This is a genomic window from Rhizobium sp. WW_1 (genome assembly GCF_003610155.1).
Lineage (GTDB): Bacteria > Pseudomonadota > Alphaproteobacteria > Rhizobiales > Rhizobiaceae > Rhizobium > Rhizobium tropici_A.
In genome coordinates this window covers 31,496-51,900 of the sequence record NZ_RAIN01000005.1, presented here as the reverse complement: position 1 = coordinate 51,900, position 20,405 = coordinate 31,496, and the positions used below count along the sequence as shown (strand labels likewise).

19 protein-coding genes are annotated in these 20,405 nt (G+C 58.1%); 5 read left to right on the top strand and 14 right to left on the bottom strand.

What is annotated here, in order from left to right; translation table 11 throughout:
- Positions 1-12: 12 nt before the first annotated feature.
- From BJ928_RS16000 to BJ928_RS15985, 4 genes are all read right to left on the bottom strand, one after another.
- On the bottom strand, positions 13-834 hold the full coding sequence (locus BJ928_RS16000) for a carbohydrate ABC transporter permease (protein ID WP_047631503.1): 822 nt from the start codon (positions 832-834) through the stop codon (positions 13-15).
- Positions 831-1,697 (bottom strand): sugar ABC transporter permease, encoded by an 867-nt coding sequence (locus BJ928_RS15995; RefSeq protein WP_047631504.1) that lies wholly within the window; start codon positions 1,695-1,697, stop codon positions 831-833. Before BJ928_RS15995 ends, BJ928_RS16000 begins: the two co-directional genes overlap by 4 nt.
- Before the next feature lie 86 nt (positions 1,698-1,783).
- Entirely contained in the window at positions 1,784-3,061 is a 1,278-nt protein-coding gene (locus BJ928_RS15990; protein WP_047631505.1) for a sugar ABC transporter substrate-binding protein, read from the bottom strand.
- A 157-nt stretch (positions 3,062-3,218) separates the two neighbouring features.
- Positions 3,219-4,055: an AraC family transcriptional regulator gene (locus BJ928_RS15985; protein WP_245432362.1), complete on the bottom strand. Its 837-nt coding sequence runs from the start codon at positions 4,053-4,055 to the stop codon at positions 3,219-3,221.
- 352 nt (positions 4,056-4,407) lie between these two features.
- Here BJ928_RS15985 and BJ928_RS15980 point away from each other — a divergent pair, with 352 nt between their 5' ends.
- Positions 4,408-4,992 (top strand): YigZ family protein, encoded by a 585-nt coding sequence (locus BJ928_RS15980; RefSeq protein WP_047631506.1) that lies wholly within the window; start codon positions 4,408-4,410, stop codon positions 4,990-4,992.
- Positions 4,993-5,058: 66 nt separating this feature from the next.
- Here BJ928_RS15980 and BJ928_RS15975 read toward each other — a convergent pair whose 3' ends face one another.
- Together BJ928_RS15975 and BJ928_RS15970 are read right to left on the bottom strand one after the other, a co-directional pair.
- Complete coding sequence (locus BJ928_RS15975) at positions 5,059-6,330, bottom strand: MFS transporter (protein ID WP_052227678.1); 1,272 nt, start codon at positions 6,328-6,330, stop codon at positions 5,059-5,061.
- Positions 6,331-6,430: 100 nt separating this feature from the next.
- Positions 6,431-6,874, bottom strand: a complete 444-nt coding sequence (locus BJ928_RS15970; RefSeq protein WP_047631508.1) for a VOC family protein — start codon at positions 6,872-6,874, stop codon at positions 6,431-6,433.
- 73 nt (positions 6,875-6,947) lie between these two features.
- Here BJ928_RS15970 and BJ928_RS15965 point away from each other — a divergent pair, with 73 nt between their 5' ends.
- Positions 6,948-7,868 carry a LysR family transcriptional regulator gene (locus tag BJ928_RS15965; protein ID WP_047631509.1) on the top strand — a complete coding sequence of 307 codons (921 nt, stop codon included), beginning with the start codon at positions 6,948-6,950 and terminating at the stop codon, positions 7,866-7,868.
- 10 nt (positions 7,869-7,878) lie between these two features.
- Here the strand turns inward: BJ928_RS15965 and BJ928_RS15960 are convergent, their stop codons facing one another.
- The 3 genes from BJ928_RS15960 to BJ928_RS15950 form a co-directional block, all read right to left on the bottom strand.
- The gene (locus tag BJ928_RS15960) at positions 7,879-9,213 is read right to left on the bottom strand and encodes a tetratricopeptide repeat protein (RefSeq protein ID WP_047631510.1); all 1,335 of its coding nucleotides are present in this window, start codon (positions 9,211-9,213) and stop codon (positions 7,879-7,881) included.
- 99 nt (positions 9,214-9,312) lie between these two features.
- Positions 9,313-9,819 (bottom strand): invasion associated locus B family protein, encoded by a 507-nt coding sequence (locus tag BJ928_RS15955; protein ID WP_183079419.1) that lies wholly within the window; start codon positions 9,817-9,819, stop codon positions 9,313-9,315.
- A gap of 32 nt (positions 9,820-9,851) precedes the next feature.
- Positions 9,852-12,971: an autotransporter domain-containing protein gene (locus BJ928_RS15950; protein ID WP_183079418.1), complete on the bottom strand. Its 3,120-nt coding sequence runs from the start codon at positions 12,969-12,971 to the stop codon at positions 9,852-9,854.
- A 224-nt stretch (positions 12,972-13,195) separates the two neighbouring features.
- On the opposite strand from BJ928_RS15950, the gene BJ928_RS15945 reads away from it, so the two are divergent.
- The 3 genes from BJ928_RS15945 (at position 13,196) to BJ928_RS15930 (ending at position 17,252) form a co-directional block, all read left to right on the top strand.
- Positions 13,196-14,290, top strand: a complete 1,095-nt coding sequence (locus BJ928_RS15945; RefSeq protein WP_052227680.1) for a histidine kinase — start codon at positions 13,196-13,198, stop codon at positions 14,288-14,290.
- Positions 14,287-15,090 carry a LytTR family DNA-binding domain-containing protein gene (locus BJ928_RS15940; protein ID WP_245432355.1) on the top strand — a complete coding sequence of 268 codons (804 nt, stop codon included), beginning with the start codon at positions 14,287-14,289 and terminating at the stop codon, positions 15,088-15,090. Before BJ928_RS15945 ends, BJ928_RS15940 begins: the two co-directional genes overlap by 4 nt.
- 599 nt (positions 15,091-15,689) lie before the next feature.
- Positions 15,690-17,252 (top strand): glycosyltransferase family 39 protein, encoded by a 1,563-nt coding sequence (locus BJ928_RS15930; RefSeq protein ID WP_052227681.1) that lies wholly within the window; start codon positions 15,690-15,692, stop codon positions 17,250-17,252.
- Between the two features lie 75 nt (positions 17,253-17,327).
- On the opposite strand, the gene BJ928_RS15925 is transcribed toward BJ928_RS15930, so the two are convergent.
- The 5 genes from BJ928_RS15925 to BJ928_RS15905 all read right to left on the bottom strand — a co-directional run bounded on the left by BJ928_RS15925 (position 17,328) and on the right by BJ928_RS15905 (position 20,370).
- Positions 17,328-17,603, bottom strand: a complete 276-nt coding sequence (locus tag BJ928_RS15925; RefSeq protein ID WP_147413915.1) for a hypothetical protein — start codon at positions 17,601-17,603, stop codon at positions 17,328-17,330.
- A 393-nt stretch (positions 17,604-17,996) separates the two neighbouring features.
- A complete protein-coding gene (locus tag BJ928_RS15920) occupies positions 17,997-18,617 on the bottom strand; it encodes a YdeI/OmpD-associated family protein (protein WP_047631612.1) in 621 nt (206 codons plus the stop codon).
- 124 nt (positions 18,618-18,741) lie between these two features.
- On the bottom strand, positions 18,742-19,167 hold the full coding sequence (locus tag BJ928_RS15915) for an SRPBCC domain-containing protein (RefSeq protein WP_047631514.1): 426 nt from the start codon (positions 19,165-19,167) through the stop codon (positions 18,742-18,744).
- Positions 19,164-19,487 carry a metalloregulator ArsR/SmtB family transcription factor gene (locus BJ928_RS15910; protein ID WP_047631515.1) on the bottom strand — a complete coding sequence of 108 codons (324 nt, stop codon included), beginning with the start codon at positions 19,485-19,487 and terminating at the stop codon, positions 19,164-19,166. Before BJ928_RS15910 ends, BJ928_RS15915 begins: the two co-directional genes overlap by 4 nt.
- A gap of 85 nt (positions 19,488-19,572) precedes the next feature.
- Positions 19,573-20,370 carry a glycerophosphodiester phosphodiesterase family protein gene (locus BJ928_RS15905; RefSeq protein ID WP_047631516.1) on the bottom strand — a complete coding sequence of 266 codons (798 nt, stop codon included), beginning with the start codon at positions 20,368-20,370 and terminating at the stop codon, positions 19,573-19,575.
- Between the last annotated feature and the right edge of the window lie 35 nt (positions 20,371-20,405).

Sequence of the window (20,405 nt, the reverse complement as noted above, 5' to 3'; positions counted from 1 at the left end):
TCGATGATCCTTTTATGATGACTTGCGTTTGAACGCATTGTTTAGCAGCCCGCTCAGAACGCCGATGAAGAGCAGCGGGGGAATGGAAAGAAGCACCACCGAGGCATTGAGAATGCCCCAGGGAACGTCGCGGCCGAGCTGGGTCAATTCGGACGCGACGATCGGAAGCGTCTTGGCATCGGACGTGGTCAGCATGAGTGCAATCAGGAACTCGTTCCACACCAGCACGAATGCGAAGGCCACGGCACCGATCAATGACCGCGACGCAATCGGCAGCGCAATGAGAAAGAAGATTGCGAAAGGCCCGTAACCGTCGACACGCGCCGCCTCTTCGACATCCTTGGGCACTCGGGCGAAGGCCGGAATGCTGAGCCAGACGATAGTTGCCAGCGTCAGGAGCGTGTAGGTCACGATCATCGACAGGCGGGTGTCGTAAAGACCGAAGTTCAGCCAAATCACCATGAGCGGAATGGCGACGGCAACCGGCGGTAGGAAGCGGAGCGACAGGACAAAGAACTGAATGTCCTTCGACCAGCGATTTGGATAGCGGGCAATCGCATAAGCTGCGGGCAGCCCAAGGAATGTCCCGATAAACACAGCGATACCCGAAATCAGCACGGAGTTGACGAGACCGGCAAACACGCTGTCGCGGCCGAGGACATAGGCGAAATTATCCAATGTCGGGGTAAAGAAAAAGAGCGGCGTCGGCGTGACGATGTCGACTCGGTTCTTGAAGGCGTTGAGCGTTGTCCAGAAGACCGGGAAAACAGCTGAGAATGCGGCTATTGCAAGAATGACCCTGCCGACCAAACGGCCTGCGCGACGACTGCTCATATCCTGGCCCTCTTCCAGATGAAGGTAAACGCCACGGATGTTGCAATCATCATCAGCACGGCCATGCTCGACGCATAGGAAATGCGACCGGACTCGATGAAGCCTTGCGAGAAGGCATACATGTCGAGCGTTTCCGTCGAAATCCCCGGCCCGCCACGTGTCATCACATAGATCAGGTCGAATGCGCGCAACGACTCGATCATCTTGACGAAGGCAAGCGAGATCAGCGGCGCCTTCAGCATCGGCAACGCGACATAGGCATAGACTTCCCATGTCCGGGCATGATCGAGCCTGGCCGCCTCAAAGGGCTGAGGCGGGAGCGTTTCCAGCAGCTTCAAGACGATGACGGAGAAGAACAAGCCCCATTGCCAGACATCGACCAGGGCGACCGTGCCGAGTGCAGTCACCGGATTGGAAAGCAGATCGAGCGGTTGGCCGGTAATCGCCTTATAGGGATAGGTGATGATGCCATAAAGCGGATGGAAGGCGAACTTCCACACGAAGGCTGCCGACACGCGTGGAAGAATGACCGGCATCAGGAAAAGCAGCGACAGCAGGTTGCGTGCCTTCGCAGTAGCGCACTCAAACAGGAGAATGCCAAGGCCGATTGCGATGATGAGGGTCAACGCGACGGTCAGCACCTCCCATGTGAGCGACACCCGGATAGCATTGAGAAAGCGGCGATCCGAAAACAGCGATAGATAATTGGCAAAGCCGACGAACCGTCCATCGGGCCGGCTGAGCTCACGATCCTCGAACGAGATCACGATCGCGTAGACCGTCGGCACAAGTGCCAAAACGGCCAGAACGATCATGGCTGGCGTCAGGAAGACCGCCGGTAGCAGAATGCGTTTGTTTGTCATGACTTACCTTCCGGCAACCTGTTCGCCGATGAACGAAGAACCCGGCGGCCGCAATGACCGCCGGGCCTTGGGAGGATGCTCCGTGCCTACTGGCTGCGAGCGACCAGGTCCTTGGCGAAATCGTTGAGTTCGTCGAGGCCACCCTTGATATCCGTGCGCGTGCCGGTGATCAGCTCTTCGAGGATAATACCCCAGCGATCGCCAAGGTCAGGCCATTGCGGGCTCTGCCAGAAGTTGACGGCAGTCACCTTGCCTGTGTCAGCAAGGGCCTGCCCGAGCGCCGGTCCGTAAGTGTCGGCGAACTTCTTGCTCGTCATGATGCTCGTGCGGTTGAGCTCGCTGAACTGGCCGGCATCGAGACGGCGTTCCTCGTTCTCCTTCGACGTCGCCCAGGCGATAAAGAGGCCTGCACACTGCTTCGAAGCCTCGTCCTTGTTGGCCTTCGTGCCGATGGCAAGGCCATGGCCATAGCCACCGCCCGTCAGCGGCGTCGGCGGCGGCAGATACCCGATCTTGTCGGCGACCTGAGAGGACTTCTTGTCGAGCGCCATGCCGACCAGCGGCGTCGACTCGATCAGGATCGCGACTTGTCCGGAGGTAAAGGCGCCCACGGCCTCATCCCAACTTCCTGTCTGGCTGCCAGGCGCCGAATACTTGAAAAGCTCCAGATAGGTCTGTGTCGCCTTCACAGCAGCATCGCTATCGAAGGTCGGCGTCTTGCCGTCAAACCATTGACCGCCGAAGCCCTTGAAGAAGGGCATCCAACGCCAGACATTGGCACCCGAACCGCGTTGACCGCGCAATGCGGTGCCGTAGATGCCCTTGTCCGGCTGATTGAGCTTTTTTACCGCGGCAATGTATTCGTCAAGCGTCTTCGGCGGCTGGATGCCTGCCGCGTCGAGCAGATCCTTGCGGTAGATCATCAAGTCGCCACCACCGGTCACCGGCGCGAACCAGACCTTGCCGTCATAGGTCGCAATCTTCTGACGACCAGGGTCGAAATCGGCGTAGTCATATTCCTTGGGGTAGTAGTCCAGCAGCGGCACGACCCAGCCCGACGAGGCGAAGAGCGCAACGTTGGCTTCGTCAATATAGTACACATTGTACTTGCCAATCGTGGAGGCGTCGGCCTTGGTTTTCGCCCGCCTGTCATTCTCGTTGAGATAGTCGATTTGGAAGCTTGCGCCTCCGCTCAGCTTGCTGAATTCACCCTTGTATTGCTCCAGCAAGGTCAAACCGTCACGCGGCTGCGCCAGCACGCGGATGGTGCCGGAGCATTGTGCTGCAGATGCAAAAGATGGTGCAGTGCCAAAAAAAGCGCATGCGATAGCGATGCTCGAAACGAGCGTCTTTACGGCTCTCATGTAATTCCTCCCCTGTAAATAGACGGTGCAGACAGGCGAATGTGCCTGCGCCTGCCCTCCCAAGCGACGTTGATCGCAGTTGCAAATAGTACGGGTATCGATGCGCGGTGCTAGCGCGCGCCATGCAGAGAATCTATACTTTAATGCGCAAAATCGATCAGCTCTCGACCGCCCGAACGGGCCGCCTTTGACCCGTCAGCCTGCGATATGCCGATGGCGTCATCCTGTGCTGACGAAGGAAGGTTCGGTTGAAGTTGGATATGTTGAGATATCCGACTTCGAAGCAAATGTCGGTAATCGGCATATCTGTCTCGGCAAGCAGCTTGCATGCCTGCCAGACCCGCAGCTTGTTGACATGATCCGTGAAGCTGTTGCCAGTGTTCTTCTTGAAGAAACGCGAAAAGGCGCTTTCGCTCATACCGGCCAGTTCGGCCACCTCGCGCAGGTGAATATCAGTCGCCAACTGCTCGAATATATAGGTAAGCGAGCGCTGAAGAACATCGAGCGTCTCCGCATCGAGCTTGGGAGAAAATTCGGTCGACGATAGGATTTCGAACTCCTGCGAGGAGGAAAGTATGTCGAGAAGCTGGATGAACAGCGATAGCCGCGAGAAACCCTTGGCTGTTTCCATTGCATCGATGACCTCCGTCGCCATCCGCTTGCTCTTGCCGTGAAAGACGAGCCCTCGTTCCGAGCGGGCAAAGAAGCTGGTCAGCTGCGCGACTTCCGGCAGCATCGCGCTGATCGACAGCACCCGTTCCGGGTCAAATTGGATAATGACATCACGCCCGCGAATTATTTCTCCGGGCTCGGTCGGCGTTACCCAATCGTGTGGCAGGTTCGACCCGACAATCGTCAGATAGCCTGGATGGAATTCGCCAATATGATCGCCGACGAATGCCATGCCGCTTGCCTTGCGAAGCAGATGTATCTCGATCTCGGGGTGGTAGTTCCATACGTTGCGTTCCCACGGATAATCGTCCAATCGCCACAAGAAAGTCTCGTCCGCTTTGGTAATGATATGCTCATAGGTCGGAGGGCTGCCGATCAGCGATCCCGTCTTGGCACCTAAAGCATGCTTTCCAGCAGCAGATTTCTTGCTCCGTGACATATTTCGACCCGAACATCACAAGTCATTGCTTTTCTCAGGAAAGACAATCTCATGCAATTGCCTACACTACATTGTTTCGAAGCCCCCTCAGGCAATGAGGACACCTTCGCCTTTCCCTGTCGCGCGCAAGAAGACGAATTGCCGGATAAATGAGCTTTCGAGCGTGCCCTCAACTCATCGTTCATGAGTGACTGGAGCCTCTTCGCATGCCCGACAAAATTGGCTATTAAGCCCCATGTTTGAGCTCGTATCGATCGTCACCGCCAGTCAGGAAATCAAGAAAAGCCGGTTCGTTGCGACGGCCGCTCCGGTCACTGATATTGAGGCCGCAAAGGCGTTTGTCGCAAAGCACTCGGTCATGGATGCCAATCACAATTGTTGGGCCTGGCGTATTGGGCAGAACTATCGCTTCAGCGACGATGGCGAGCCGAGCGGTACGGCCGGCAAGCCGATCCTGCAGGCTGTCGACGGCTTCGAATTGGACATGGTCGCCGTCGTCGTCACGCGCTGGTTCGGCGGTACTCTCCTGGGTGCCGGCGGATTGATCCGTGCCTATGGGGGCACCGCCGCAACATGTCTTCAAGGCGCGGAGAAAAGAGAAATCCTACCGACCGTCGCTGCAACGATCGATGTGCAGTTTTCCCATCTCGCTCTGGTGAAAGCGAAGCTTCTCGCCGAGGCAGGCGTTCAGATTCTGGAAGAGCGCTTCACCGAGTGCGGCGCAACGCTCGGCGTGAGCATAAACGCGTCGATGGTCGAGCAGGTCGTTGACAACGTCCTGGATCTCACGAGCGGCCGGGCAACCGTGAAATTGGATTGATCGAGGCGCCGCAAGAAAAGCCGACTGAAGGGACATCTCGTCTGACATGGGAAACAAGCAAAGCCATCAATCGCCGGAAGCTACGATACCCTGAGGCGGACTGGATACTGAAGCGGCTGCCCGCAGCAAGCCGTGGAACCCGATCCAAAGCGCGACCGATCCGAACGCGAAGCTGCCGAGGATGGTGAACATCGTGCCGTAGCCGATCTCCTGTGCCAGCCAGCCGCCGATCGCCGGGCTCAGGGATGCGCCGATCCCTTGCATGGTCATCACGACGCCCTGGCCGACGTTGATGCGGCCGGTTCCGTTCAGGATGCGGGCAACGAGCGCCGGAACGGCCACGCTTTGCAGGCCCGCGCCGATACCATCGAGAACCTGCACCGGATAGACGCCCCAGGACGTAATGAGATGCGCCGCCACAAAACCGCGGATCGGCAGGGAGACGAACGAGATCAGCAGCACGAGCCATTGCCCTCTCCTTTCCGCCATGTGCATCGCGATCAACGAGGTGATGATCATCGTGCCTTGCGCCACCACCACTGTCAGGGCGACGAAGCTCGCGGGATCGGCATGACCGGCGGAGACGACCGCCAGCCCGAACAGCGGTAGCATCGCGCCGTTGCCGAGATGAAACAATGCAAGCGCACCCGCCAGGACGAGCAGCGGCTTCGATTCTGCAAGCACCTTGAAGCCGCTTGGCTTCCGGTGCATTGCGGGCTCCACCCCTCCTTGCGGACCGACGGCGGCAAGGGTCGCGCCACGCGCTTCGTCATCGTCGATCGCGTCGGCCGGGATCATCAGCACGGAGATAATGGTAAGCACGCCAAAGACGGCCGACAGCCAGAATACGGCAGTAAGCCCGAACATCCAGCCGAGCCATCCCGACAGTCCGGCACCGACCAGGTTGCCGGCGTGATTGAACGCCTGATTGTAGCCATTCTGCCGATTGAACCCCGCCTGCCGGACAATGCCGAGAGTGATACCATTAAGAGCCGGCCCGATTGCAGCGCCGGCAATAGAGGTCGCAACCTGCGACAGAGCCACGACCCAGAAGAGCTGCGACAGCAATATGATCATGGATGCCAGAACGGTGCAGATACCCAACACGATCACGCATATGCGCTTGTGCGTCGTCTCATCGATGAAAGCTCCGGCCGGTGCCATCATCACCATTCCCGCGATCCCGCCGATCGTCATGACGGAGCCGATTGATCCGCTTTGCCAGCCATGGGCAACGAGAAAAACACCGAGGAACGGTCCGATGCCAGCCTGAACATCGGCCATGAAGAAATTCAAAAATCCAAGTGGAACGAGAGCTCGAGCTTGCTGTTGGTCCATGGGAGAAGCGCGCGACAAGTGACAACCACATTGTTTCTGAAATCGTCAAATGGAAAGCGCTGGGCGGCAAAAGGTTCCCACGCGTTTGGAGTAGCGGGGCCTAGGCCCGCGCCGCCATCGTCTCCGTCGTGAACGCAATTTCCTGGCCGAAGGACAATTCGAGCGTATTGCCGTCGGGATCGGCGATATAGGTCCAGCAACCCACCGGAGGCCCGTCGTCGCGCGGCTTGGACCTCAATATGCCCCGCCGTTCGGCTTCATCCGCCTGGCGCAGCACTTCATCGCGCGTTGAGCAGGCAATGCCGATATGGCCGAAGGGGCCAAGCGGCGTATCCTTTAGGCTGCGCGAAGCGACAAGAACAAGTGCAAAAGGACGCAGACCGTCCGCCATCCATGCGACAGCGTCCAGCGGCTCCTTTGCCTCTCTTCGGTGGATAACGTGAAGACCGGCAAATTCCTCATAAAAGGCAATGCTCGTGTCGAGATCGCGCACCAGAAGCGCGACATGCGATAATCCCAGATCTTTGTTTGCCGATTGGCTCATGATCAATTCTCCTTTCCCTTTCACTGTGGATCATCGATAATAAGAATGGAAATCGGATAACGGTATCTCTCTCATGCACAAAATGAATAATATTGCCGCCTCGGACCTCAATCTTCTGCTTGTTCTGGAGGCATTGTTGGAGGAACGCCATGTCTCACGCGCCGCCCTGCGGCTCAACCGCTCGCAACCGGCCGTCAGCCACGCTCTGGCGAGGCTGAGAGATATCTTCAACGATCCGTTGTTGGTCAGAGGCAATGATGGGATGCAGCCGACCGCCCGCGCACTTCAGCTTGCCCAGCCGCTGTCGGAAGCCCTTGCGCTCGTGCGCTCCATGGTGGAGCAGCCGCTATTCGATGTCAGGCAGACCGAGCGCCTTTTCCGCTTGTCGCTCTCCGATTACGGCGCCGCCATCCTCTTGCCGGCCCTCGTCTCCCGGTTGAGGCAAAACGCCCCTCTCGTCGACATCATCGTCGTCTCCTATGGCAGGGACAGGGCTCTTGCCGCCCTGTCGGATGGCGAGATCGACCTTGCCGTCGGCGTCTATCCGACATTGAAGCAGCCAAGCCATCGCGATCTCAACAGCACGCTGCTGTTCGAAGAGAGCTTCGCCTGTCTCATCGATGACAAGTCCGCACATGGACCTCTGGATCTTGCCGCCTATCTGTCTCGGCCGCATGTTCAGGTTTCCGTCGCGCTGCAGGACAACAGCGAGATCGACACGGCGCTCTTGCGGCTAGGCCACAAGCGCCGGATTGCCGTTCAGATTCCGCATTGGTCGACCGCGCCCGACCTCGTGCGTGGCACAGACCTCATATTGACCGCGGCACGACGCAGCATAGACCAGTTGTCGGGCCGGGATCTTCTATGTCTTGAGGTACCTTTCGCTTTGCCTGGCTTTCCCTTCGTCCAGACCTGGCATCGCCGTCGCGACCGGGACGCAGCGCATCGCTGGCTGCGCGGGCAGATCGAGGAATTGATGCGACAGCCGGCATGATCGCAAGCACTTACCTTGGAATGATCGGCTTGCCGTCCTTTATCGCAGCGCGCAGGTCCAGCGCCTTGTAGAATCTTGGGTTGATCAGCAGCGCTTGGTCCAGGTCTGCAAGCGCGTCATCGGTTCGACCTGCTTTCTGGAAAGCGACCGCACGGCCGTAATACGTCTCCTCGTCAGCGAGGTTCATTTCAATGGCTTGGTCGAAGTCGGAGATAGCCTCACCATATTTCCTCATCAGCAGGAGGACCAAGCCGCGATTATGTCGGGCCGACCTTTGCCTGGGATTCAGTTTCAAGGCACGATCAAAGTCTGCCACGGCCCTATCCAGTTGGCCGTCCCGGCGGTAGAGCTCGCCACGATTGTTATAGTTGTCGGCATTGTTCGGGTTGAGCTCAAGAGCCGCGTTCAGGTCTTCAAACGCTCCATTGAAATCTCCAAGCCGATAGCGCGTGAAGCCACGTCCGCCGAGGGCCACGTCGTCACGCGGATTGAGCGCAAGTGCCTTGTCGAAACTGGCGATCGCCACCTCGACCTTGCCGCTCTCCGATTGAGCAACACCAAGGTTGCGATAAGACTCGGCGCCGTTCGGATTAAGTTCGATAGCTCGGTTGAAGTCGGCTATCGCCCTCTCAAAATCACGTTTCAAACCATAAGCGCCGCCTCTCATGTAGGCACCGCCTCTCAGGTTGAACGACTGGGCGTTCTTACCGTCCAGCCTGATCGCCTCATTGATATCGGCAATCCCTTGCTCGATATCGCCATTGTTTACACGTGCCGAACCACGGTTCCGATAAACTCCGGCATTCTCCGGCTCAAGGCGCAAGGCAGCATCGTAGTCGGCGATGGCACGCTCGAACTTGCCTTGCATCGCATAGGCCGAGCCTCGTGAATTGTATGAAATCGCCGTGGGACCGCGTGCAATTGCTTCGGTGAAATCGGCAATCCCCTTTTCAAAATCGCCGGTTTCCACATAGGCTACGCCGCGCCCTTGATAGACCTGCATACTGGAGGCGCCCCGCTTCAGCGCCTCGTTGAGGTCGGCCAGGCCGCGTGCGAAATCGCCCGATTTGACATAGGTCAGACCGCGATTTTGATAGGCCGTCGCGCTGTGGGGCAGCAATCTGATGACAGTCGTAAAATCGTCGATCGCTTCTTTGAATTTGCCGTCCAATTGATAAATATTGCCGCGCTCATTGTAAGCGATGGCATTGTGGGGGTCGAGGCGGATGGCCCTGCTGAAATCCTCGATCGTGCGCTGCGGCCCTCCGGCACGCTGGCTGTCTTCGGCGTTAGCGGAGCCGGACAGGAGAGCCAGGATGATAATTGTGGCGACTACAGCTTTCATGGCCACCAGCCTCGTCTGTTGGCAAAGATATCATATCGTTTGACGGGCCCAATGACTACGGCCCCTGTCATCGAGCCTGCGACAGACGCAGCAAACAGCTTACTTCTTCGATGAAAGCGCGATCGTTCTGTCCAATGCGGCGGCAAAGCCTTTCAGGGATACCGAAAACGCCACTTCATTCTCGCTATCGCTCGCAAAAGCAACGAGCTTTAACATTTTGCCGCCGCGCAACGACTTGACCGTCGGTTCCGTGAAAGACAGTTGGACAATGCAGCCCGCAGGCAGGCAGGTGCGAAAACGCGAGGGCTTGGCACCTTTGGCATCATCGACGCCAAAGCTGATGCCCTTGTCCAGATAGAGGCCGAAGGGCAAGGCGACATTGCCCTGCACGCCGCCTGCCTCCGACGGCCGCAATTCGACAGTCAAGATATTCTGCCCGCTCTTATGGAACTGCCGTTGCGATAACATGCAGCGTCTTTCATTCCCGATGCCGGCACAGGCGACACTCCAATCTTCGTAGGTTTCCGAAAGCGACGATGGTGCGGTAGTCGCACCATTGTCAGCATCTTGTGCGTGAAGCGATCCGATGGCGAGAAGGCTCGCCATCGGTACCCAGCAAATGAAGCCAACCCTACGCATCAGAACCGGACATTGAGCTTGGCATCAATGCCGTTCTGCCGGGAACCGGAACCGAACTGTCCCGTATAGGTAAAGCCGAGATTGGCGTTCCTGCTGAGGGCAAAGTCGAGGCCGGCTTCGACGACAGCCGCATTCTCGGCAATCGGCGTGCCTGCAACAGAAAATGCGTTGCCGGTCGAAAAGCCAAGCGTGGAATTAGGCGTGGCATCGCCGTAGGCATGCTGCCAGCCGACCATGCCGCGCATCTTCGTATCGACCCCGCCAAGGGTCAGTGCCGTCGAGGCACGCAGACCGAGTGTGGTAAACGTCGTGTCGCTCGTATCGCTGCGGCCCGACAGCGCCGCCGCGGCCCCGTGTTCGACGAAGCTGTCGGTATGAAGGCTCACATAGGCAAGGTTTGCGAACGGCTCGATGGCAACGGGCGCCATATCGATGCGGTAACCGAGCTCGCCGAATGCCTGGAAGGTGCCGGCATCGTAATCGGCCTTCAACCGGTCTCGGAAACCGGGAAATGCCACCGTTCTGCTCGTGTCGATGGAATGCCATGTATAGGCAACGCCCGAGCGCACTGCGAGGTCACCCCAGCGGCCGCCACCGTAAATTCCGAGATGGTAATTGTCACTGCTTCCATGTGACAAGCGACTATCCACATCGAAACTGGACCGGCTGTAGCCGGCCAGGATGCCGACGCGCACACTCTCTGCGACGGCGGCATCGAAACCGGTGACAAAGCCGCCGGCGGATTGATCGAGGCGACCGGAATTGCGGTTGCCATCGATGCTGCTCCACGAGCCGAATGCCTGCCCCCAGGCAACGACCGGCTGCGGTTCGATGGTGGCCGCGGCAATTGCACCGACTGCCGCCGTCGCCGGCTTGTCCTCCGGCCCATAGGCGAGAACTGGAACCTTTGGCGCACCGACATCATCGAAAGCGGCACGGATACGGTCGTTGACGGCGTTGCGCAGCAAGCCGCTGTCATTGACGAGTGCGGTCTGCGCAGCCGAATGGATCTCACCGGACAGCAGGTTGAAGGCGCCGCGTGCCTCGTCGGCATCCAACGGCAGAAGAGCATTGTAAAGCCCGAGCGCTGGGCCGTTCTGGCTAAGCGTGTTGAGCGCCAGGGCAACATCGCGCTGATTGCCCGTCACGGCCACGCCATTGAAGACCTGAGGTGCCGGTTTGCCTGCATTGGGGTTCTCGCCCGTGCCCGGATTGGGCTCGTTCGGTTCCGGTTCGTTCGGCTTGGGCTCGTTCGGCCTGGGTTCGTTGGGATTAGGGCCCGTGCTCTTCACCGCAATCTTGAGGTCGACCTGCTTTTCCTTCTGGTCGAGCGCCACATCAAGGAAGGCGGATTTCGAGACCGCTTGGGCGAACTGCCCTTCGATGCCGCGCTCGGCGGTCAGGATCGTGTAGGTTTGCCCGTTCTGGTAGCTGGTGGCGGCGTCGAGCGCGGTCACGTGGACATCGACGCCGCTGCGGATCGTTGCCGTGCCGCTGCGCGCCACGCCGCCATCGACAATCTTGACATCGATCCTGTCGGCGCTGCCATTGCCGGCGATATCGGCTTCGTAGATGGAGCCGCCTGCCATCTCCAGTTCACCTGCGATCGTGAGGACGCCCGTCGAATTGTTGCCGGGGGCAATAACGGCCTTCGTGTCGATAAACGTATCGCCAACCGTGCCGGAACCACCGAGCCTGCCAAAGGCTGCCGACGTCTGATTGCCCATGCGGTTCAGGTTTTCGCCCCAGACGATGACGGAGTTGGTGTAGGTCTTGCCGCCAAACGCGTTTGTCTGAATGCGCCCCGCCTCACCGTCGACGATCAGCGTACCATCCTTCACGTCGAACTTGGTGGTGCTGTAGCGCAGCGCGTCGTTTACGTTGCCGTCATTGTCGGTCGTGTCGAGATTGCCCTTCAGGACGAGCTTACCGCCGTCGACGTTGACGTTGCCGTTGAATTTCGTCAGGTCGCCGCTGAGGATCGTTTCACCGGCCAGACTGTTGATGGTCCCCTTACCGCCGATCGTGTTGGCAAAGTCATAGCCGGCATTGGTATGATTGAAATTGAGGTGGCCGTCGCCCGCACCGAACGTGATGGCGGCCGATGGATCGACGATCCCTGCCATCTGGGCCTCCAGCGCGGTCACGCCGCCGACACGCGAATGTTCGACCTTGCCGCCGATCGTCAGGCTTCCCATACCTTCTTGGATGAAATTGCCGGAACCGGAGATGACGATGCTGCCGGCAGACAGCCTGGCGCCGTTGGCGACGGAAAGATTGACACTTCCCTCCTCGCCGATCGTCAGTCTGTCGTTGATCTTGAACTCGCTGCCGGCACCATCGACATACATGGTGATGAGATCGACGCTCTCCTGCTCCTGCAGGGTCGCGGTGCCGGTGGAGACCACAGCACCCTTCTCGATCGTGAAACTGTCGCCGATCATGAATTCGCCCGTGTTGATCCAACGCGAGTTCTGGCCACTCAGCAATACCTTGCCATTCTCAAAATCGGCTCTGTTCGAACTGATCAAGCCGCCATCTTCGATAACGACCTCACCGTTGTTGTTCGTAAGAGCTCCGACGGCGACCCCGAGATAGTCGGCTGTCAGCGTAGACCCGGCGCCACGCACGAAAAGCTTGCCATCGCCCTCCATCAGAGCGCCGACATAGACATCTTTGCCCGAGACCCTACCGCCATTCTCGATCGTCAGGGTCGCCTTGCCCCCGTAGATACCATTGCCGAAACCGCCGATGAACAGCTCGCGCGCGCCCCTCGGATCGGGGTTGACGATATCCCAGCTTGAGCCGGGACCGGAGACAATGACGGCACCGACCGAATTTCGGCTGTCGGCGATATAGCCCGAGGTGCTCTTAACGGCAGCCCCGTCCTTGATTGTCAAGGTCGCGCCCCCGGCCCCGCCGCGCACGACAAGCAGGTCGTTGATCGTATGATCCTGATCCCAGGTGGTGTCGGAATTGACCAGCAATCCCGCCGCCTGCGCCGCCTGTGGAACGGTGGCCGCACCGGCGAGGATCAGGGAGAGGACGCCGACGCGGGCGAGCATGGTCGAGCTCAGGAGGTTGATCCGCAAACCGTTCGCGTGGTTGGAAATACTCAATGTCTGCCCCTTTTTCATTTGCAATCATCAGCACACGGTCCCGGCGACTGCCGACCGGGAACACGCAGGTCATGGGGCGCTATAGCAAGCCTGATAACGGGGAGAATTCGGCTTTCTACCAACGGCAGATTGCAGCTGCGAAGGGCTGCGACTTTCTGCGAACTGCTTGATTTAGCCGACCAACGGCAATCGACAACTGCTGCCAGGTGAAGGATAAAAGCAGCATGAAACCCAAGGACGCAACGGAATCATTGGATGAGGATGCCTATTTCGCCGGCGTGCGGCGCGCCACGCTCTGGCTCGTCTTCCTCTATTGGTTCGTGGAGTTCGTCGTCAGCAGCATAATGTGGGGGATCTTGGGGACCGACCCCATCATGTCCGCACCGGGAAAATTGCTGCTAATGTCCTCAAGCATCGTTCTTTCCTGTGGCATTTCAGCGGCGTTGTTTCGGGTCCGGCACTGGCATATCGCAGCCAAGATTATCGTCGGCTTCTCCACCGCCCTTCTCGCCGCCGCTGCCAATGCAGCGATCGATTTCCTGATTTATCTTTATTTCGTCCGCCCCGATCCGATTACCGTCGACTGGACGAATGTCGGCTACACGCTGATCTACGGCATGGCCGCCTTTCTCGGCTGGTCGTTCTTTTTCGTGGCGTTGATTTACAGTTTCGAGCTGCGCGAGCGCGAGCGGCGCCTGGCCATCAGCCGCGAGGAAGCCCTTTCGGCGCAGATGCGTGCCCTGCGATATCAAGTCAATCCGCATTTCCTGTTCAACACGCTGAACTCCATTGCGGGCCTCATCGAGGAGGGATCGAGTGTCGCGGCTGGGCGCATGGTGATGTCTCTTTCCAATTTCTTGCGTACCACGCTGGAGCTCGACCCACTGCAGGATGTCAGACTTGCCGACGAACTCGCGCTCCAGGTCGGATATCTGCGCATCGAGGGTGAACGCTATTCCGACCGCATGACGTTGCGGATTGAGATCGCAAATGGCCTCGAAGAGGCTTTGGTGCCGAGCCTGATCCTGCAGCCGCTGATCGAGAATGCGGTGAAGCACGGCGTCGGCCGTTCTCCACACAAGGTCGAGATCGTCATCAGCGCGTCAAAGATCGGCCACGCACTCGAGATTTCAGTCGAGAACGACACTGCGGCTGAGACAGAGGGCTCCCGCCACCCCTCCCCCGGCACGGGTGTCGGCTTGCGAAACGTCGCAGACCGCGTCGCTGCGCGCTTTCCGGGCGTCGGCGCTCTGGTTGCCGGCCTGGTTTCACCCTACCGCTTCAGGGCGGCAATCACGATGCCGCTGAGGCTGGCATGAGCCACGGACAAATGAAGCCCCTAACGATCCTTGTTGTCGATGACGAACCCCTGGCTAGGCGCCGGTTGCTTCGTCTCCTCGCAGCAATGGCCGATGCCAAAGTGATCGGCGAGGCGGGCAATGTTCAGCAAGCTAGAAGCCTGATTACCGATCTCGCCCCGGATGTGGTGCTGCTCGATATCCAGATGCCGGGCGGTACCGGCTTCGACATTATTGAACGTGTTGACGGCAATACCTCAGCATTCATCTTCGTGACCGCTTTCGATCACTACGCCCTTCGCGCCTTCAAAGCTGCCGCCATCGACTATCTGACCAAGCCAATCGAACCAAGCCGCCTGCAGGCGGCAATCGATAAAGCCCGCACGACAATCGCCGCGCGGACAAGCGCCGAGCGCATCGCGGAACTGAACGAAACCGTGCGATCATTGCGGCAGGCACTGCGAAGACATGAAGCGCAGTCCGCCGATCTCTGGATCAAGTCGAGGGGAGAATTCATCCGGATAAGCCTCGACCGAGTCGTGCGCTTCCAGGCGGAACGCGACTATGTCCGCATCCATACGGAAGGCAGGACATACCTACATCATGAAAGCCTCGCTTCGCTCGAACAGCGCCTCGATGCCAAGGAATTTCTTCGGCTGCACCGCAGTTCGATCGTCCGGCGGGAATGTATTGTCGGCTTTCGGCAAGCTCCTTTTGCCGCTCTTGTCGCGCTGCTTTCCGATGGTAGCGAAATCCGTGTCGGCCGAACCTACTCCCGGCAAATCAAGTCAATAGCCGGCGACCGATCTCTCTCGGTATAGAGACGACGCGCACACGACTGCCCCTGTGGAACTCTGCCGACCACACTTCACTATTGTTGAGAGCTCGCAACGCCGATGAAAAGAGAAGGATTCGGAGGGAATGCCGAATCCTTCTCGTCTTGATCGGAGGTCAACCGATCGGGGGTGGGCAGCCTCATCGGATTGGAAACGACGGGCTGCTGTACCGACACGATTTGGTGCCGGATATCAGCGGATTCGGGACCGGAGAACGCCCCTCATCCGAATTCTTACCTATGCTTGACCTCTATATACATACATTCGGTATGTTTGACAACAAGCTTGATGCGGATTAAGTCGTCGACGGGAAAAATTGTTGTTGGCAATTGGCGAGGCATTCATATTCCCGCAGCCTTAAGCAATTATCTCAGCGAGGAGATCTGGCGAGTGCGGCACGGGGATGCTAAACGCCACGATCGAGAAGCATGTTTCGACAACCCGGCTGCCGAAGGCTGTGAGGTCCGGCACATCAGGCTTGCCTCAAGATGCCGGCCCCTGAAATTGAGTTGAAAGCGATTGTGGGCCCTCGACATCTGTGACATGTCGCGGACGACGATATCGGCAATCGCGCGGAGAATGGGATGAACCCTGTGGAAAAGGCCAGTTTTGCGGATGCGACCCACCAGCTGGCGCCAGCCGACAGCAGTCGATCTTTCTCCGACTATTGGTGGGTGCCTGCGATCCTGGCCATATATTTTGCGGCGCAGACCGCCATCCGCATCGCCATCTCCAATTCGCTGCGGATTGACGAAGCACAGCAATTTCTGGTGAGCCAATGGCTTGCTTGGGGATATGACGCCCAGCCGCCGCTGTACAATTGGATTCAGTACGGCATCTTCGAAGTGTTCGGCACGAGCGTGGCATCGCTCGTCATATTCAAGAACATTCTGCTCTTTCTCGTCTATTTCGCCTATTACAGGCTCCTGAGATTGCTTCTGGTCGACAAGAGGCTGGCGGCGGTCGGGGCACTATCGCTCCTGACGATGCCACAGATGTTCTGGCAGGCGCAGAGAGACCTGACACATACCGTCGCCACCCTGCTTGCGGTGATCATGGTTATCCACTTCGTTGTGGTCACGATCCGGCGACCGACGGTCGCCTCCTATGCGATGATCGGTCTGTGGGCCGGGCTTGGAATGCTCACCAAGTACAATTTCGCTCTCGTTGTCATCAGCGTGCTGGTTGCCACGTTCTTTCATCCGGAGGGGCGAAAAAGGCTCCTGGACAAGCGGCTCCTGCTGACGCTTTCCATCGCCGTCTTGATGTTCCTGCCGCATGCGGTGTGGATGGTGTCCAACATGGACCGCGTCCTGACAACGACCGTCCACACGATGTCGGCCCAAGACGCTGGCAACAAGCTTTCCGATATCGGCGTCGGGCTTGTCGAACTGCTCAAGACGGGCGTCGCGATCGTGATCCCGACGACGGTGATCTTTCTATTGATCTTTCGCCAGTCATTCCTGCGGTCGCTGCGCGCCAAAAGCGAGTGGAGCGATTTCGTAGGACGGATACTTGTCAGCACTCTCGTTATCCTGTTGGGGTTGATACTGGCGATAACCCTCACCGAGTTTCGTGACCGCTGGCTGCTTCCGTTCCTGTTTCTGCTGCCGCTTTATTTTTGTCTGAAGCTCGATGCCGCCGGAAAACAAAGCCAAGCCGACATAAAGAAGTTCCTTTATGTGCCTGCCGCCATGATCGTGGCGCTACCCCTGATAATAGCGGGCGGCGTCCTTTTTGCGCGATTTTTTCATTCCTATGAGCATTTGAACACGCCTTATGGAACCTTCGTGGACAAGGTCATTGAAGCTGAAGGAAAGCAACCGACGGCAGTCGTGACCACGACCTGGCTCAAGGCGGGCAATATCCGCGTCAACATGCCGTATACGCGTGTGATCTCCACCGAGTATCCTCAATCGGATCTAAGCCGGGAGTTCATAGGAGACGGCCCGGTCCTCCTGGTCTGGAACGAGCGGGACGGACGTCAGTCAGGCATGCCGGATGCCTTGAAGCGATGGTTCACGTCGAAATTCGGCGAGACGGCACAGCTGCCATCGCAACAGGATATCGCTCTTCCCTATTACTATGGGAAAGATCCCGATCGCTACCATTTCGGATATGCGTGGTATGATCCGAAGCCGCAATAGCCCGCGAAAGCGCGGTTGTTTGCGCATGCCAGGGGGAGAAACCGTCGAGCAGTTCCAGCGCTAGCTGCTGCAAGCTCAAGCAAGCAAGTTGAGACCTGCGGCGACAAATCCCAGCCAAAGGGCTTCGCTCCAGTGATTGAAGCTCTCCGCATAAAAGCGCTGGCGGGTAAGGGCGGCAACCACAATCATAAGAAATGCATATAGCACGAGACATCTCGAAGCCGACAGCAGATGGCTGGATTTTGAAAACAGGGAAATCGCGAATGCGATATTGCATTTCCATATGAATCTGCTGATCGTCGCCTTCGATATCTGATCCAATTCAACGGGCTTCAATTCTTGGATACTCACTGTATCGCTTGGACGTATGAGGCATTCAATGCACGGCTAGGAGCACGCATGTCAGCGCTGCGAAGACAATCGCCAATACGATAATGAGCCGGGCAAACATCCACAGATCGCCCGTGTCGTCTAAGTTGGATGTCGCAGCAACAGGGATCGCCGACGAAGGATGTGCCGGGCGTGCACGCTCCACAATATAATATGCCCACCAACGACCATACATCGCCAATCCCTCCGAAAGAGCCACCATTCGACGCGAGCGGTCGAGAGTTCGACCGCGCCATTTAACGGTATCGACTACGGCATAGGTTTTCGATTGGACTGGCTGTGGCGCGATATAAGTATTTCACAATGCCGACCAAGGAGATGTCGACGCCCCGCAGCAGCCGGCCATGCGGCCGGTCAGCGCTCCAGCGCACCCTTTCCGGCGAGAATATGATTGCGGAACTTCACAATCCGCGCGCTTCGCGTTTCAGACTTCTTCACCGAGTTGAGATTGATCACATAGCTCTTCTTTCGTCCCGGCGTCAGATCATGGAAAGCCTCCGCAAGCTCTGGATCGGAATCCAGGGCCTCGATCAACTCGTCCGGCAATTCGACTTCCACCACTTCCTTCTTTGGCTTAATGCCGGCCTCAGCATAGACCATTGCCTCCTTCAGATAGGATCGAATGATGGGCTCCATCTGCGCGACGGCGGCATTGCTCACAAAGCGGATCATATCGGCGTGCTGGGTATTCTGCCCTTGCTTTTCGAGCACGCCCTCAGGGTCCTTCATCAATGCCGCATTAAAAAAGCTGGCGCGAAAATCGCCGCGAAAGGCACCGATGATGACGATGTTTCGCCCCGCATGCATGTAGCACGGATGAGCCCATTTCAGCGTCTCGACGAGACCCACTTCCAGACAGATCCGGCGCAATTCGTTCAAGCCATCAATCCACAGTCTTGTCGAACAGTCGGCCGTCGCAAAGCGTTCGCAGCGTCCGCATCCCTTGGTAAAGAAGTCCTCGATATCGGTGATCATGTCCTTGCCCACTTCATAATTCTGCTGGTTGACGTGCCCGCACGGAACCGAAAAACTGATGCAAGCAAGCGACCGCAATATGCTCGCATGATTGCATCCGGGACTTTATCCGCGCTGGTCCCACTTACTCCCGCAGGACCTCGTCCAGTCTTTCAAGAAACTGCCGCCATCCGGCTCTGGCGCCTCCATAGGCCTGCTTCTGACCCGGCCGGAAGCCGACCTGCTCCATGCGCAGATGCGTTCCCCTTTCCGTCTGCACGAGCGTAAACGTCACGACGCTCTTCAGATCGAAAGAAGGATCATCGTGCGCGAAATTCCATCGGTAAGACAGCTTGCTGTTCGGCTCGACGACGAGCACTTCGCAATCCAAGACACCTCCCCAGTCGCTACGAAAGGTAAAGCGGTGGCCAAGGATAGGAGCAAAGTCGTTCTTCATCAGCCACTCGGTGATCAGATGCGGCTGGGTCAGCGCGCGCCAGACCTTTTCCGGCGGATGCGCAATGTCGCGCTCGACCGTGACAGTGCGCACTGCATCTGGCGCCTCAGTCATTGATCCATCCTATCGAGCAAGTCTTCCAGATCGTCGAACTTGCCCTCCCAGAAGCCGACCATCTCGCTCGTCCAGTCGAGCAATGGGGCAAGCGCATTGCGCTTAACGCTATAGTGCGTCTGGCGTCCCTCGTGCCGGTCACACACCAGCCCCGCCTGTTTCAAAACGGCCAGATGCTTCGAGACACCCGGCTGGGAGACCCTGGCATAGGTCGTGAGCGCGACGACGGTCTGATCGCCGGCACGGCACAAACGCTCGAAGATCGCCCGCCGCGTCGGATCGGCGAGCGCTCGGAAGATAGGATCATGGGCATTGGTCATGACAATTCATAACTCTTTGGCTATTGATTAGACCAATAGCTGGTGAGCTATGAATGAGTCAAGTGCCGACCGGTCGCTGAGATTTTCAGGCGCTCACGCCCAGCGTCCGCAGGAAATCCACATCGTCGCCGATTAGCGCGTCGACCAGCCGGTCCTGGACACAGCTTCGAATCATAGGAAGCGGGTCGCGGCCGCCCTGCCAGAAGATGGCAAGCTTTTCCGGCAGCGGCAGGCTCAGACGCACGGCAATGCCGGCCTCCTGCAGCGCCTCGGCGTCAGCCCGGTGAAAGCGGTTCAGTTCCAGCGAGACGCCGTCAATGCTACCTGCGCGCATCGAGGCAACAATGTCCACGGGACGATGGTGAATGATCGCTTCCGTTTGTAGACGTGGCTCGATCTCCTTTACGCGCAACAGGTCGATATGGTCGAAGGAGGATATGGCAACATGGTCGAAAGCGTCGAGCTCCTTCAACGTGCCGATCATGAGATCGATAAGACGATCGGCGCGTTCAGGCTCCTTCATTTCGATTGCAAGGCGCGTATCAGTCTGCTTGGCCCATAACAGCGTATCGGCAAGTGTCGGCACGCGGGTCCCGGTAAAGCGCGGGTCGAATTTCGCGCCGGCATCGAGCGAAAGAATGTGCTCGAGATCCTGATCGGCGACAAAGCCGAAGCCATTGGTCGTGCGATCCAGCGTTCTGTCGTGGATCACAACGATCTGGTCGTCACGCGTCAGCATGAGGTCGATTTCGCACTCGTTGGCGCCTGCATCCACGGCCTTTTGGAAGGCGAAAACGGTGTTTTCCGGGAACCGTCGGCTGAAACCGCGATGAGCGGCGATGCGCAGCGAACCATGGCGGGCGGCGTGAAGGGGCAAGGGCAATGCAACTCTCCTTGGAAATCAGTTCTTTAAGGGCA

What these genes read in the sequence shown, in the direction of transcription:
- BJ928_RS15995 (WP_047631504.1), bottom strand. Translation starts at nt 1,697, where the DNA reads ATGACAAACAAACGCATTCTGCTACCGGCGGTCTTCCTGACGCCAGCC.
- BJ928_RS15960 (WP_047631510.1), bottom strand. Translation starts at nt 9,213, where the DNA reads ATGAAAGCTGTAGTCGCCACAATTATCATCCTGGCTCTCCTGTCCGGC.
- BJ928_RS15990 (WP_047631505.1), bottom strand. Translation starts at nt 3,061, where the DNA reads ATGAGAGCCGTAAAGACGCTCGTTTCGAGCATCGCTATCGCATGCGCT.
- BJ928_RS15930 (WP_052227681.1), top strand. Translation starts at nt 15,690, where the DNA reads ATGAACCCTGTGGAAAAGGCCAGTTTTGCGGATGCGACCCACCAGCTG.
- BJ928_RS15975 (WP_052227678.1), bottom strand. Translation starts at nt 6,330, where the DNA reads ATGGACCAACAGCAAGCTCGAGCTCTCGTTCCACTTGGATTTTTGAAT.
- BJ928_RS15980 (WP_047631506.1), top strand. Translation starts at nt 4,408, where the DNA reads ATGTTTGAGCTCGTATCGATCGTCACCGCCAGTCAGGAAATCAAGAAA.
- BJ928_RS16000 (WP_047631503.1), bottom strand. Translation starts at nt 834, where the DNA reads ATGAGCAGTCGTCGCGCAGGCCGTTTGGTCGGCAGGGTCATTCTTGCA.
- BJ928_RS15955 (WP_183079419.1), bottom strand. Translation starts at nt 9,819, where the DNA reads ATGGCGAGCCTTCTCGCCATCGGATCGCTTCACGCACAAGATGCTGAC.
- BJ928_RS15970 (WP_047631508.1), bottom strand. Translation starts at nt 6,874, where the DNA reads ATGAGCCAATCGGCAAACAAAGATCTGGGATTATCGCATGTCGCGCTT.
- BJ928_RS15945 (WP_052227680.1), top strand. Translation starts at nt 13,196, where the DNA reads ATGAAACCCAAGGACGCAACGGAATCATTGGATGAGGATGCCTATTTC.
- BJ928_RS15910 (WP_047631515.1), bottom strand. Translation starts at nt 19,487, where the DNA reads ATGACCAATGCCCATGATCCTATCTTCCGAGCGCTCGCCGATCCGACG.
- BJ928_RS15965 (WP_047631509.1), top strand. Translation starts at nt 6,948, where the DNA reads ATGCACAAAATGAATAATATTGCCGCCTCGGACCTCAATCTTCTGCTT.
- BJ928_RS15940 (WP_245432355.1), top strand. Translation starts at nt 14,287, where the DNA reads ATGAGCCACGGACAAATGAAGCCCCTAACGATCCTTGTTGTCGATGAC.
- BJ928_RS15920 (WP_047631612.1), bottom strand. Translation starts at nt 18,617, where the DNA reads ATGATCACCGATATCGAGGACTTCTTTACCAAGGGATGCGGACGCTGC.
- BJ928_RS15915 (WP_047631514.1), bottom strand. Translation starts at nt 19,167, where the DNA reads ATGACTGAGGCGCCAGATGCAGTGCGCACTGTCACGGTCGAGCGCGAC.